We start from the raw sequence: 13,687 nt of genomic DNA on the forward strand, positions 1-13,687 counted from the left end.
CCGAGAGAGGATGGAGAGTTATTTCCAGACGCAAAGCACGTGACAGGGGTTAACTTACGGCCCGCTGCGGCAATTCACAAACAGCGATATTTTGCATAAGCCATTAGAAAAATTTGGGGGTCAAGGTGGTGCGTCCCTACCTGCCGTTGAAGGCGCTGCGCGCGTTTGAGGCGTCGGCCAGGCATTTAAGCTTTACCCGCGCGGCAGAAGAGCTTCACGTTACCCAAGCGGCGGTCAGCCACCAGGTAAAGCTGCTCGAAACGCTGTTGAAGGTACCCCTTTTCAAACGTTTGCCGAGGGGGCTAATGCTTACCCAGGAGGGTGAGCTGCTGCTGCCGGTATTGAAGAGTTCATTCGACCAAATCGCCCACACGCTGGAACGGGTGGGCGAGAGCAGCTATCGGGAAGTATTGAACGTCGGCGTTGTGGGGACATTTGCCGTGGGTTGGCTGCTGCCGAGGCTGGGAGATTTTCAGCGCCAGTACCCCTACGTCGATTTACGACTCTCCACCCATAATAATCGTGCAGATATTGCTGGCGAAGGGCTGGATTTTGCGATCCGCTTTGGCACGGGGGCCTGGCACGGTACCGCGGCGCAGCCGCTGCTACCGGCGTCACTCTCGGTAATGTGCATACCCGATATTGCTGCGCGGCTTAAAACACCTGCCGATGTATTAGGCGAGACCTGGCTGCGCTCTTATCGCGCCGACGAGTGGACAGAGTGGCTATTGGCGGCAGGGTTACCACGCAGCTTTCCGATGACCAACAGCATTGTGTTTGACTCTTCCATCGCCATGGTGGAAGCAGCCCTACAAGGAGCAGGCGTGGCGCTGGCACCTCCGCTGATGTTCCCCCGCCAGCTGAACAGCGGCGCGCTGGTGCAGCCTTTCGACACCGCTGTTAGCCTTGGAGGTTACTGGCTGACTCGCCTGCAGGCACGCCCGGAAACCCACGCCATGGCGTCCTTCCGGGAGTGGCTGCTCACGGCCATCAATGCCTGAGCAGCGCTATTGACGTTAACGGCTAGTGGCTATGACCATGATCGTCGTGATCGTGATCGTGATCGTGATCGTGATCGTGATCGTGATCGTGGTCGTGGTCGTGGTCGTTAGAATGACCGTGATCGTCATGACCCGGCTGAGCTAGCGCATCGTGCAGCACCTGCGCATTGTGGCGCATCATACCCAGGTAGGTACTGGCTTCACCCTCTGCTGCCAGCGCATCAGCGTAAAGCGTGCCCGCAATGGGCAGGCCGGTCTCTTCGGCTAGCTGGGTGATGATCGACTGATTGGTCATATTCTCGTGGAACAGCGCCTTCACGTTCTCCTGCTCAATCACATCCACTAGTGCCGCCATGCTGGCGCCACTGGGGTCGGCTTCCGTGGAAAGCCCTACCGGCGAGAGAAAGGTTACCCCATAGGCACTTGAGAAGTAGCCAAAGGAGTCGTGGCCGGTAATCACACTGGTGGAGGCCGGAATTTCATCAATCAGCGCGCGAATCTCAGCGTCGACCTCGGCCATTTCCTGTAAGTACTGTTCCGCATTGGCGCGGTAGGCATCGGCGTTATCGGCATCGGCGGCGATTAAGCCATCGCGGATATTGGCGATATACACCTCGGCTTGGTGCATATCCTGCCAGGCGTGGGGATCCTCATCACCATGATCATGATCCGCATGCTCTTCGTGGCCAGAGTCGTGATCATCATGCCCGTGATCGTCGTGATCGTCGTGATCGTCGTGGCCATGTTCGTGCTCGTCATGCCCATGCTCGTCATGGCCGGCGAAAGCCAGCGGCTCGATACCGTCGGTCGCGGTCACCAACGCACCCGAGTAGTCGCTGGCGCTAATTAAGCGCTCCATCCAGCCTTCAAACAGCAGGCCGTTGAAAACCACTAAATCAGCATTGGCCAGGGAACGGGCATCGCCAGGGCTGGGGGAGTAAACGTGGGCATCGCCATCGGCAGCCACCAGGGAGGTCACCTCAACATGCTCGCCGCCCACGTTTTCCACCATATCCGCGAGAATAGAGAAACTGGTGACCACCTGAACGCGCTCATTAGCCATGGCAGCAGGCAGCGCCAGCATAGCGGAAACACCCACTAACCAGCGCGACGACCGAGATGATAAATAGGCAAGCGACATACAACACTCCTTACGATAAGCATGAAGACTGATAATTAAGCCCCTTGCTCCACTTCCAGCGGCGTTGTTTTACGCCGCAGCTTGGCTGCCAAGCTGTGGTAGCGACCAAACAGGGCCGAAAAAAGATAACCAAACCCGGCCAGCAGAATAATGCTCGGGCCTGACGGGATATCCAGATGAAAAGAGAGCAGCAGGCCGCCGGTGCTCGCCACCATGGCCAGTACAATCGCGATGCCGATTAAGCCCTCCAGGCGTTTGCTCCAAAAGCGCGCCGAGGTGGCGGGCAGCATCATTAAGCCTACCGCCATCAGCGTGCCCAGGGTTTGAAAGCCTGCGGTTAGGTTCAGCACCAGCAGCCCCAAAAACACGCTGTGTACCCAACCGCTGCGGCGGCTTTGGCCACGCAAAAACAGCGGATCCAAGCACTCCACTACCAGGGCGCGAAACACCACCGCCAGAATCAACACAATCAGCGTGCTAATGCCCGCGATCAGTAGCAGCGCGGTAGAGTTGATCGCCAGAATCGAGCCGAACAGTACATGGGTAAGGTCAACGCTGCTGCCGCCCAGTGAAATCAGCATCACGCCTGCGGCCAGCGAGATAATAAAAAAGCTCGCCATGGCGGCATCTTCGCGCTGGCCACCCATTTTCGAGACCGCCCCCGCCAGCAGCGCCACCATTAACCCAAACAGCACCCCGCCAATACTCATAATCGGCAGCGAAAACCCTGCCAGCAGGAACCCCAGCGCGACGCCGGGCAGAATCGCGTGGGCCATGGCGTCGCCGATCAGGCTCATGCCGCGCAGCACCAAAAATACTCCCAGCGGCGGCGCGGCCAACGAAAGCGCTAAACCACCCACCACAGCACGGCGCATAAAGCCGTAATCGAACGGGCTGACAAACCACACATTAAGCAGATCCAGCATGGCGTCCTCCCATGGTAAACGGCACTACCTGAGCGGGTGCGTGTTGATGGGTCAGCGCACTGGGTGCGACCCAGCGGCCATGGCCGCCGTTTAGCATCAGCACTTCATCGGCCAGGCGGCGCAGGTGATCCATATCGTGGAGCACGACAATAATCGTCGCACCGTCATCTGCCATCTGGCGCAGGATGCGGATCAAAATATCCACGGTTTCGCTATCCACGTTGGCAAAAGGCTCATCCAGCAGAAGCAGTTCGGCTTCCTGCATTAACGTACGGCCGATCAACGCGCGCTGGCGCTGGCCGCCGGAAAGCTCACCCAGCGGGCGGTGGGCCAAGTGCGAAATGCCCAGCCGCGCCATGATTTCGCGGCCCTTGCGGTAGTGCCCCGCACAGTAGCCGGTTAACGCCCCGTGGCTGGGCCAGCTGCCGGTCATCACCAACTCTTCCACGCTCATGGGGAAGGTCAGGTCTAACGCCAACTGTTGGGGCAACCACGCCCGACGCTCTTTGGCCACGGTGCAGACGACTTCCCCGCTAATAGGCCGAAGTTCGCCCATAATGGCCTGAATAAGCGTGCTTTTGCCGGCGCCGTTAGCGCCGATCAGCGCGGTAATCGCCCCCGGCTTAAAGTCGCCCTCAAGGTGCTCCAGCACCGTGCGGCGCGCCTGGGCCAAGTGCAGATTGTGCAGTTGTAAACGTGATAAAGAGCGCTGGCTCATCCTAACCACCCGCCAGCCCAAACCACCAAACCCCACAGTGCTAGTAGCGGCACGGCAACAAATAGCAGCCGTTTAACAGCCGATAGCGACATCAAGGAGAAGTGGCATGGGCCCTCCTTGTTGTGGCGGTGCGTATGCTCACTCATCAAGCGGCCTCGTATAATATCAAATAGGTTATAACATAACGTTTAGCAAAGCTAAAAAATTGCTGGTTATTTTACTCGTTCACGCCGTGCTGGCAACGATAAAGCGCTGGGGGAGAACCGCCGCCAGCGCTATAGAGGAGTATTAAAAAAAGAGGAGTGGTGCAGGCCGTTGCGTAAAAGCCTAGTAACGCCAGGTGGCGCCAACTTGCTGGGGCGCCACATGCAGCGCGTACTCGCCGGGGATCGTTATTGGCCCAAGCGATAGATTAGCGGGCTGGAAGCGATTAATCGCGGAAGACGCCTGATTCGGCTGTGTCCAAATTTGCAGTTCGTTGACCAGCATGCCGGTGGCAAAGTTGATCGCACCATCGCTTTCCCGGCCATCGGCGGCAATCACCGCGCCCGCCACGCCATTGACCACTAGAGAACTCACACGGGCGCCCCAGCCGCGGCGCTCACGCTCCGCTTGGGCAAGCTGTAAACCCAACGACTGCACGCCGCTTAAATCACCGCTGGCTTTCAAGCGCTGATACTCGGCCAGGGCCGCGGGGTGCGGCTGGCGGTCGGTCAGCACGCCGCCCACGGCCAGGGCGGATTTCACCACGCCCACCCGCGCATCAAAGCGGTCATCCGGATCGCTCGCCTCGCTGGACTGGTAAGCGTTCACCGCCAGGCTGGTGGCGTAAATACCCGTCCAACCCCACTGCCAAATATTGGCGTGGCGTGCACCGTCCTCAAACACATCATCGTACTCACTCCACTGCCCGTTGGTTTGAGCCTGGGCGTGTGAAGAGACAGGCAGGGCGATCACCAAGGTGGTAACCAACGCGGCAAAAAGACGAAAAACATGCATGATGAAGCGCCTATATAAGGGGTGCAGTAGCGCTAAGCGTAGCACGCAAATCAAATGAGACGAGGGGGCAGGGTGTCGAAGTGTGCATAACCCTTAAAATAGGCGGCTCAGCAAAGTGTGGGAGTTCGAGTCTCTTCATCCGCAGTTCGCTGCCTGCCAGGCAGTTTTGAAGCTAGATTTAAGTGTGCCCTTGGCACTGCTGCGCCTGAGGCTGACGCAGCGCTAAAGTAGCTTGAACGCTTCATTGTATTTCGCCACGAAAAACACCCCAATCATTGGATGAATGTCCAACTTTTGGGGTGCAGTTCAATGCTAGGGCTTTAATCTTCTTGCGGCGGTGATTCTAGGGCGCGTTTGTCGTCAGGTACCCGGACGATGTGGCCGACTTCCAGTTTGTTGTGGCTTTGGTGGCGGCTGCCGTCGGTGTCGATGATGGCGGCGACTTCGCCAATGCTGACCGCGTCATCTTCTCGGTAGGCTTCTACTTTGATGCGCACCATGGCGCCTTGGTAGCGGGCGGAAATAACGTCGCCTGGGTCGGGTTGGCTGCTTTGATCCGGGTGTTTCTTAAAGTACTGCATAACACTGGCGTTGCCGGGTTCATCCCATTCGATATGCTGATGCATCGCTGTCTTCCTTGTCTAGTGAGTGGCGTGATGAGTGTTGCTTCAGTGTAGTGCCTTAACGGGGTTGTGTGTGCTATTCGTCGACCGCCATATTCATTTCCATCTCTGAGCTGTTTTCCTGCCCTACGTACTGAAAGAGAAAGTTTAGCGCAGCTGGAAGGCTGGCCCGCCATACGCGCCAAGTGTGGCCGCCGGGGTAGAGGTCGAGGCGCACATCGTTGGGTTGGATGCGTTCCATGGCTTGGCGCAGGATGCGGGCGTGAAATTCAGCGTCATAAACGTCGCTTCGCCCAGCGCTGATATACAGCGGCACGGGGGAAAGATCGCCTTCTTCCTCGGTGCCGCGGGGGGTTACGCGCAGGCGATACTCTTCCAGGTAGCTGGTGTAGTTGAGGTTTTGCCACAGCTCGCGATCAAATTGGCCCTGGTCATTGATAAATGAGGGGTGGCGCCAGGCGGTGGAGTTTCGCGGCGGCAGGGGGGCATAGCTGGCGGGGCTTAACGCGGCTACCGCGGCAAACAGTTCAGGCCGCTCCAGAGCAAAATTGAGCGCGCCGTAGCCACCGGCAGAGAGGCCCGCCACGCCACGCAGGTGGCGCTCTTGTCCCACTCGGTAGGTCGCTTCCACGTGGGGCATTAGGTCGTTAAAAAACGCGCTTCGGGCAGGTTCATTGTGGCCATCCACCCACCAGCTGCGGCTGCCGGGCATAATGAAAACTGTCGGAGGAATATGCCCGGCGCGAATTAACCTATCCGCCACCTGTTGCAAATTGCCGCGAGAAACCCAGTCGCGGTCAGTACCAAAGGAGCCGTGCAACATATAAACGACCGGGTACGCGTCTGTCGCTTGGTCGTCATAATTGTCGGGTAAATAAATACTATAGGGGTAGTCGTAACCTAGCGTGGGCGAGAAAAACTGATGGTGCTCAACCTCGCTGGCCAAACTATGGCCACTGAACGTTAGCCAGCCAATCAATGCCGTCATTAGGGCGTTAAAGCGGTAGGAAAGAACGGGTGGCTTGAGGGTGAACACTTTTCCTCCGGGAATTAAAACTGTTCAAAAAGGTCGGACAGCGCGAAGGCTTTTATTGTTCAGCATAGCCAAAGAAGACAGCCAGTTAGCAAAGCCATTCATCATCGCCATCCAAAATGCCAGGGTAGGAGTAGGTAGCGGCGGGAGGCCCAGTGCGGAAAATAGAAGAGATCTATTGGTTGCGTGCTTACGGCTGTATAGCCGTTTTTTTGTTTCACTTACTGGATCATGTCAATCAACGCCTTGATAACGTTGCTACCGATTTGATGCGCATACCGCTGGTCTTGGGTACGCCAATTTTCCTGTTTATTGCTGTCTTTGTGTTTGCCGTTCGCTACGACAAAGCCGTGCCGGAAGGCTTTCTTGCCCAGCGCGTGCAGTATGTGATGGTGCCGTACTTTGTGTATGGTTTTATTTATTCGACGGCAGAATGGGCGAGGCTGCAGACATCAGATGAGCCGGTGGGATTGTTAACCAACGCCATTGAGTATTATGTCTACGCGGGCTGGCATGGCTATTTTTTGATCATTGCCATGCAGTTTTACGTGGCTTATTGGCTGTTTACCCGTTGGCAGCTATGGCGTTTAAACCCGGTGCCTTGGCTGTGGGGCGCTTGTGTGATCAGCATGGCGTATTGGGGTCTGGCTTACTGGTTTGACGTTGACCTGCCCGGCTATCTGCTGTGGATTGCCCCGCTGGGGTGGATCTACGTGTTTTTCCTGGCGCTGGTGTTGGTGCGCTATTACCCGTTAGCCCCTGAAGGCTTGTTACTAGAGCAGCCTACCTGGATGCAGCAAATGGCCCGCCCGCTATGGCTGGGGCTGTTAGTGGTGCTGATTGTCGCCGCCACCTTTGCTGGCTGGCTAGCGTTCTCTTCCAAAGAGGTATGGGTAATCCCGTTCTTTGTGTTGTTTACGCTCTGCGCTATGCGTTACTTGGCCGGGCGGCCTGCGCCTTTGTGGGTGCGTCACGTCAATGCCTATTCGTTCGGTATTTACTTGGCTCACCCCATGTTCTTTGTGCTCACCGATCTGGTGGTCGAGCCGTTATCGTTACCCGTTGGCATATATGCGCTATTGCTTATGGTGGTTGGTGTCGTTGGTTCAGTGGGGCTGAATAAACTGGCCAATACCACCACGCTCGGTGCGATGCTGTTCGGCAAGCGGTTGAAGGTAAGTTAGCAAGGGTAGGTCAGTAAGGAGTAGCCAGTAAAAAATGTTAGAGGAGAGCGGCAGAAAGCGTATCAGGGCGGTGTCGTGAAAGCCGCATCGGATGCGTTAGGCTGCACGGAGGGGGCTGGCTCCTCCGCTTGGCTCAGTAGGTGTCCGCTGTAGGTTTTCAAACGAGTGGGGCAGGTGTGTAAACGCTGCAGAAAATCGTCTATCGCGCTGTCATCGTCCAGCTCAGGGTCAAACCCACCCAAGCGTTCAAGCCAGGCGCGCCTAACGGCAATGTAGGGCGGGAATATCAAGGCGCTGGCCATCAAGCGCCGCAGGATACGCTCCGGCAGCGATGGCTGGGGAAGGCCGATAATCAAGGCGTCAAGGGTGTAGGTGTTGAGCTGGGGATAAAGCGCACCCCATAGGTCGGCTGGCAGCGGTTTTTTCTGCAGCGCGATGATGAGCCACTCCGCTTGGCTGGAAGACGCGGCTTTATTGAGGCGAGCTCCCAGAGGCCGCGCTGGCGTAATCAGCGAGTGAGTGTGGTAACGCTGCTCAATAGCACTCAGGCGCTCTTGGGCTTGAGTGGCCGTCACCAAAATGGGCAGCAAGTGGTCGGCAACACCGGATTTACGTATGGATTTTAAGTGGCGTGGCAACATCTCACCCGTCACCATGGCATCAACGATAAAGCAGACCGATCCCATTTGCCGACTCCGATTGTGAGCAAACCTATCAAATTGTAATTTATTGTAGTATCCGGTTTATTTGGGTAGCAAGTAAAAAAGCTTGCGAGCTAAAAATGAGAGCCCAGTATTCTCTATGCACCATAAGTGAGCGCGAGAAACTATTTTTGTTCTATTTTGGTGCGTTATGGGGTTTTTACACGACTGTGAAAGCTCTGTTTCGCCGGTATGCGTCATCAAGTAGCATTGGAGTCCATTTTTTAATGTTTATAAAACAAATAGTTGTTGTTTTTTCATGCCATATTGGTGCAGTGTTGGCATGCTCTCTGCATTGTATTTGCAAGCGGCTAGCGGGCCGTAGGCATATGCCTTACGGCGTGCTAAAACGATAGCCGGTCTGAAATGCTCGCTGAGCGATTTGTGAATCAATGTCAGACAAACGTTGAGCGAACAAGAATGACAAACGTGCGGTTAAGCACGTATTTTGTCGAACAACACTTTTATCGGTAGCTTACTGTCGTTAGCTTTAAGCCACGCTCATACCGGAGGACACTATGTCAGCCAAGACTCTCGCGCTAATTGAAGAACACGATGTTAAATGGGTAGACCTGCGTTTCACCGACACTCGCGGTAAAGAGCAGCACGTGACCGTGCCTGCGCGAGATGTGAATGAAGAATTCTTCGAAAATGGCCAAATGTTCGATGGCTCTTCTATTGAAGGTTGGAAGGGCATTAACGAATCCGACATGATTCTGCGTCCGGAAGATGGCACGGGTTACCTCGACCCCTTCACCGAAGATGCCACGCTGGTACTGCGCTGTGACATCATCGAGCCGGCCACTATGCAAGGCTATGATCGTGACCCGCGCTCTATCGCTAAGCGTGCAGAAGCTTACCTGCAGTCAACTGGCCTGGGCGACACCGCGTTCTTCGGTCCTGAGCCTGAATTCTTTATCTTTGACGAAGTGCATTGGAAGTCTGATATCCAGGGTTCCATGTACAAAATCACTTCCGAGGAAGGTGCTTGGGCAACTGATAGTCAAGTAGAAGGCGGCAACCTGGGTCACCGCCCGCGCGTTAAAGGCGGCTACTTCCCGGTTCCTCCGGTCGACAGCTTCCACGATATTCGTGGTGCAATGTGTAACACCCTGGAAGCGATTGGTCAGACCGTCGAGGTGCACCACCACGAGGTTTCCAACGCAGGCCAGAACGAAATCGGCGTTAGATTCAACACGCTGGTGAAGAAAGCTGACGAAGTTCAGGAAATGAAGTACGTGATCCACAACGTGGCGCATGCTTACGGCAAAACGGCCACCTTTATGCCGAAGCCGCTGGTCGGTGATAACGGTTCGGGCATGCACGTACACCAGTCGTTCTGGAAAGATGGCAACAACCAGTTCGCCGGTGACGAGTACGCTGGCCTGTCTGAAATGGCGCTTTTCTACATCGGCGGCATCATCAAGCACGCCCGTGCCCTGAACGCCTTTACTAACGCTTCTACCAACTCGTACAAGCGTCTGGTGCCTGGCTTCGAAGCGCCGGTCATGCTGGCCTACAGTGCCCGTAACCGTTCTGCTTCAATCCGTATTCCTTACACCGCTAGCCCGAAAGGCAAGCGTGTTGAAGCGCGCTTCCCTGATCCGACTGCCAACCCCTACCTGGCGTTCTCTGCCATGTTGATGGCGGGTATCGACGGTATCAAGAACAAGATCCACCCTGGCGATGCCATGGACAAAAACCTGTACGACCTGCCGCCAGAAGAAGGCAAGTCAGTACCGACTGTGGCGCACAGCCTGGATCAAGCACTGGAAGCCCTCGACGCTGACCGTGCGTTCTTGACCGAAGGCGGCGTGTTTACTGACGAAATGATCGATGCCTACATCGAACTCAAGATGGAAGAAGTGGAGCGTATTCGTATGACCACTCACCCCATCGAGTTTGATATGTACTACAGCTGTTAATCAGCGTTACTCGCCCCTGGCTGTTACTATCAGCCAGGCGGTGGTAACAATGATTGCTAAGAGAACCCCGCTACGGCGGGGTTTTTTGTTATTAGGGGCTTAGAAGCGTGGCAAGGAGAGCTATGAGCAAAATCAATACAGTAGCGATAAGCAGTGTGCTGGTAGCTCTCTTAGGCGTGGGAGTAGTGGTTAGCTCGGCGTTCGGGCAGACGGTTTATCGGGTGACCGATCAGCACGGCAACGTTACCTTTACCGATAACCCAGGTAGCGGTGGCGAGGCGTTGGAATTAGCGCCGTTGCCCAGCCTGCCGCCTGCGTTAAGCGCTGCTCTCACCAACCCCAATCCAAGTGCAGCCTCACCCGCCGCTGTACGGCCACGCGGTAAACCGGGGCAGCCCTTTATGCCCTACGACCATTTTTCGATCGCTCTGCCCCAGCAAGGCGCACAGGTGGAAGAAGGAATGACCGCGGTGGAGGTGACTGTTGCGCCACCGTTGCGCGACGACCATCAGGTGCGGCTGTTGGTGAATGGCGAGATTAGCCAGACAGCGCTGCACAGTGATGTCTTCTGGTTAACGGGCCTAACCACGGGGCGATACGAGCTCCAGGCAGAGCTGCTGGATAGCAGCCAGCGTTTGCAGCACCGCACGGCAGCGGTGACGATTACGGTTCCTTAAAAAACGCCTTCATCAACGCGATTAGAAAAGCGCTACCAGAAAAAACAGGCCTATATATTTCTTTCCAAAACCTGCATGCACTAAAGTGGTGCATTGCCAGGGGCGTTTGGCACGACAAGTGCGCTAAAACGATCCACCCGCTTCCGTTGCGATGCCCGCAAGCCGTGCAAATGGGCATCAATGCATAGTTGGCGCGCTTTTTGCAGCTCCCTCATTGATCATCCACCTGTAGGTCTGTATCGGCGATGGAAGACGCGATTTTTCAGGACACCACCATGCATCAGCGTTTGCTTGAACATCTCACCACGGCGGTATTGCTGCTAGACGGCGAATTGCGTGTGCGCTGGATGAACCCTGCCGCTGAAGCGTTGCTAGCGGTCAGCCTTAGCCGTGTTCACGGCATTAGCCTGGACACGCTACTCGGCGGGGATGAAAGCATTGACGATGTATTGGCCAAGGCGCGGGATGCGTTTCACCCCTATACCCAGCGTGAAGCGCGCATTACCCCGTTGAATAGTGAACCGCTAACGGTTGACTACACGGTGACGCCGTTATCCGACGATGAGCTGCTGCTGGAAGTGGAGCCGCGGGATCGGCTGATGCAGATCTCTCGGGAAGAGGCGTTGACCACTCGCCAGGAGACCATCAAGGTGCTGGCCCGCGGGCTCGCCCATGAAGTCAAAAATCCGTTAGGTGGCATTCGCGGGGCGGCGCAGCTATTAGAGCGGGATCTAGACGACCCGGCGCTGCGCGAATATACCCATATTATTGTGGAGGAGGTGGATCGGCTGCGCGATCTGGTCGACTCCATGCTCGGACCTAACCGGATGCTTAAACACGAGCCGGTCAATATTCATAAAGTGCTGGAGCGAGTGCGGGCGCTGCTGATTGCCGAACACCCTTGTGTGACCATCAGCCGTGACTACGACCCCAGCTTGCCCGACCTTTCCGGCGATGAGTCGCAAATGATTCAGGCAGTGCTCAACGTGGCCCGTAATGCGGTGCAGGCCATGAGTGATGCGCAAACGCCGGAACCTTGCTTAATACTGCGCACCCGAGCCCGTCGCCAGTTTACCCTTGGTGCTGAACGCCACCGGCTGGTGAGTGAAGTCGCGGTCATCGATAACGGCCCTGGGGTTCCGATAGCGCTGCAGGAAACGCTGTTTTACCCAATGGTGTCGGGACGCGCGGAAGGCAGTGGCCTTGGGCTTTCTATCGCCCAATCGATTTTGCATCAGCATCAAGGATTGATCGAATGCGACTCACGCCCTGGACACACCGAATTTCGTTTACTGATTCCCATGGTTATTAATTACACCGGAGAAGCGTCATGACTGAGGCTGCACGTAATGATGTTGCGCGGGTGGTCATTGTCGATGATGACCGCGCTATCCGCTGGGTGTTGGAGCGCGCCTTGGCGCAACCCGACCTTGACGTTGAGTGTATCGAGCGCGCCGACGTTGCCCTGACGCGTTTGTTGGAAAACCCACCCGACGTGCTGGTCACCGATATTCGTATGCCGGGCATCGATGGGCTGGATCTTATGTCCCGGGTACGCGAAGCGCATCCTGACTTGCCGGTGATCGTGATGACCGCGCACTCCGACCTGGACAGCGCCGTAGCCTCGTATCAGGGCGGGGCGTTTGAATACCTGCCCAAGCCGTTTGATGTTGACGAGGCCCTGGCGCTGGTGCGCCGCGCCGTGGCCCACGCTCGGGAGCGCCAGCGTCCAGTCGCCGTGCCGGAAGGTTTAAACGCCGAAATTATCGGTGAAGCGCCCGCCATGCAGGAGGTGTTTCGCGCCATTGGCCGTCTTTCTCACTCCCACATCACGGTGTTGATTAACGGGGAATCGGGTACCGGTAAAGAGCGCGTTGCCCAGGCGCTTCATCAGCACAGTCCGCGAGCGGGCAAGCCGTTTATTGCTCTCAACATGGCGGCGATTCCTCGCGACTTGATCGAGTCTGAGCTGTTTGGTCACGAGAAGGGCGCGTTTACCGGTGCGGCCCAGCAGCGCCAGGGGCGTTTTGAGCAGGCTAACGGCGGCACGCTGTTTTTGGACGAAATAGGCGATATGCCCGCTGAAACTCAAACGCGGCTACTGCGCGTGCTGGCCGATGGCGAGTTTTATCGCGTTGGTGGGCATACCCCGGTCAAAGTGGATGTACGCATTATTGCTGCCACCCACCAAAACCTTGAGGTGCTGGTGGACGACGGCCGCTTCCGGGAGGATTTGTTTCACCGCTTGAACGTGATCCGTATCCATCTGCCCAAGCTTGCCGAGCGCCGTGAAGACATTCCGCGCTTAACGCGGCACTTTTTAGCCGAAGCGGCGAAAGAGCTGACCACGGATATCAAGGTGCTGACCAGCGAAGCGGAAGCCCACTTAACGCGTTTGCCGTGGCCCGGCAACGTGCGCCAGTTAGAAAATATCTGCCGTTGGCTCACTGTAATGGCGTCAGGGCGTGAAATTCTGGTTGAAGATCTTCCGCCGGAGCTGCGTTCACCCAGTGCTTCGGAAAGCAGCGCCCACGGCGATTGGCGCACGGCGTTTCGCGACTGGGCGGATCATGCCCTGGCTGAAGGCCATACTCATCTGCTGGAAGAAGCGGTGCCCGATTTTGAGCGGATCCTGATTGAGACAGCGCTAAAACATACCGGCGGGCGTAAAGGTGAAGCCGCTGAGCTGCTGGGCTGGGGGCGCAATACGCTCACGCGTAAACTGAAAACACTATTACCGGCACTCGCTGATGAGTAAT

14 protein-coding genes are annotated in these 13,687 nt (G+C 56.4%); 6 read left to right on the forward strand and 8 right to left on the reverse strand.

Going from position 1 to position 13,687, the window contains the following annotated elements:
* Positions 1-125 precede the first annotated feature (125 nt).
* Positions 126-1,001 (forward strand): LysR family transcriptional regulator, encoded by an 876-nt coding sequence (locus tag SR894_RS00785; RefSeq protein ID WP_133731683.1) that lies wholly within the window; start codon positions 126-128, stop codon positions 999-1,001.
* A gap of 22 nt (positions 1,002-1,023) precedes the next feature.
* Here SR894_RS00785 and SR894_RS00790 read toward each other — a convergent pair whose 3' ends face one another.
* The 7 genes from SR894_RS00790 to SR894_RS00820 all read right to left on the reverse strand — a co-directional run bounded on the left by SR894_RS00790 (position 1,024) and on the right by SR894_RS00820 (position 6,444).
* Positions 1,024-2,142 carry a metal ABC transporter solute-binding protein, Zn/Mn family gene (locus tag SR894_RS00790; protein ID WP_223288617.1) on the reverse strand — a complete coding sequence of 373 codons (1,119 nt, stop codon included), beginning with the start codon at positions 2,140-2,142 and terminating at the stop codon, positions 1,024-1,026.
* 35 nt (positions 2,143-2,177) lie between these two features.
* Positions 2,178-3,068 (reverse strand): metal ABC transporter permease, encoded by an 891-nt coding sequence (locus SR894_RS00795; protein WP_133731681.1) that lies wholly within the window; start codon positions 3,066-3,068, stop codon positions 2,178-2,180.
* A complete protein-coding gene (locus tag SR894_RS00800) occupies positions 3,052-3,786 on the reverse strand; it encodes a metal ABC transporter ATP-binding protein (RefSeq protein ID WP_133731680.1) in 735 nt (244 codons plus the stop codon). The genes SR894_RS00795 and SR894_RS00800 overlap by 17 nt, the downstream gene beginning before the upstream one ends.
* Positions 3,783-3,932 (reverse strand): hypothetical protein, encoded by a 150-nt coding sequence (locus SR894_RS00805; protein WP_166650368.1) that lies wholly within the window; start codon positions 3,930-3,932, stop codon positions 3,783-3,785. The genes SR894_RS00800 and SR894_RS00805 overlap by 4 nt, the downstream gene beginning before the upstream one ends.
* 181 nt (positions 3,933-4,113) lie before the next feature.
* Positions 4,114-4,785, reverse strand: coding sequence for a hypothetical protein (locus tag SR894_RS00810; RefSeq protein WP_223288616.1), 672 nt, complete (start codon positions 4,783-4,785; stop codon positions 4,114-4,116).
* 320 nt (positions 4,786-5,105) lie between these two features.
* Positions 5,106-5,411 (reverse strand): hypothetical protein, encoded by a 306-nt coding sequence (locus SR894_RS00815; RefSeq protein ID WP_133731678.1) that lies wholly within the window; start codon positions 5,409-5,411, stop codon positions 5,106-5,108.
* 73 nt (positions 5,412-5,484) lie between these two features.
* Positions 5,485-6,444 carry an alpha/beta hydrolase gene (locus SR894_RS00820; protein WP_133731677.1) on the reverse strand — a complete coding sequence of 320 codons (960 nt, stop codon included), beginning with the start codon at positions 6,442-6,444 and terminating at the stop codon, positions 5,485-5,487.
* 152 nt (positions 6,445-6,596) lie between these two features.
* Between SR894_RS00820 and SR894_RS00825 the strand changes: the two genes are divergently transcribed.
* Positions 6,597-7,625, forward strand: a complete 1,029-nt coding sequence (locus tag SR894_RS00825; RefSeq protein ID WP_133731676.1) for an acyltransferase family protein — start codon at positions 6,597-6,599, stop codon at positions 7,623-7,625.
* A 62-nt stretch (positions 7,626-7,687) separates the two neighbouring features.
* Here SR894_RS00825 and SR894_RS00830 read toward each other — a convergent pair whose 3' ends face one another.
* Complete coding sequence (locus tag SR894_RS00830) at positions 7,688-8,311, reverse strand: hypothetical protein (protein WP_133731675.1); 624 nt, start codon at positions 8,309-8,311, stop codon at positions 7,688-7,690.
* Positions 8,312-8,844: 533 nt separating this feature from the next.
* Between SR894_RS00830 and glnA the strand changes: the two genes are divergently transcribed.
* From glnA to ntrC, 4 genes are all read left to right on the forward strand, one after another.
* Entirely contained in the window at positions 8,845-10,251 is a 1,407-nt protein-coding gene (gene glnA, locus SR894_RS00835) for a glutamate--ammonia ligase (RefSeq protein WP_133731674.1), read from the forward strand.
* Positions 10,252-10,373: 122 nt separating this feature from the next.
* Positions 10,374-10,928: a DUF4124 domain-containing protein gene (locus SR894_RS00840; RefSeq protein ID WP_133731673.1), complete on the forward strand. Its 555-nt coding sequence runs from the start codon at positions 10,374-10,376 to the stop codon at positions 10,926-10,928.
* A gap of 275 nt (positions 10,929-11,203) precedes the next feature.
* Positions 11,204-12,262: a nitrogen regulation protein NR(II) gene (glnL, locus tag SR894_RS00845; protein WP_133731672.1), complete on the forward strand. Its 1,059-nt coding sequence runs from the start codon at positions 11,204-11,206 to the stop codon at positions 12,260-12,262.
* Complete coding sequence (gene ntrC / locus SR894_RS00850) at positions 12,259-13,686, forward strand: nitrogen regulation protein NR(I) (protein ID WP_133731671.1); 1,428 nt, start codon at positions 12,259-12,261, stop codon at positions 13,684-13,686. The genes glnL and ntrC overlap by 4 nt, the downstream gene beginning before the upstream one ends.
* The last annotated feature ends 1 nt before the right edge of the window (position 13,687 follow it).

Source organism: Vreelandella neptunia, assembly GCF_034479615.1.
Classification (GTDB): Bacteria; Pseudomonadota; Gammaproteobacteria; order Pseudomonadales; family Halomonadaceae; genus Vreelandella; species Vreelandella neptunia.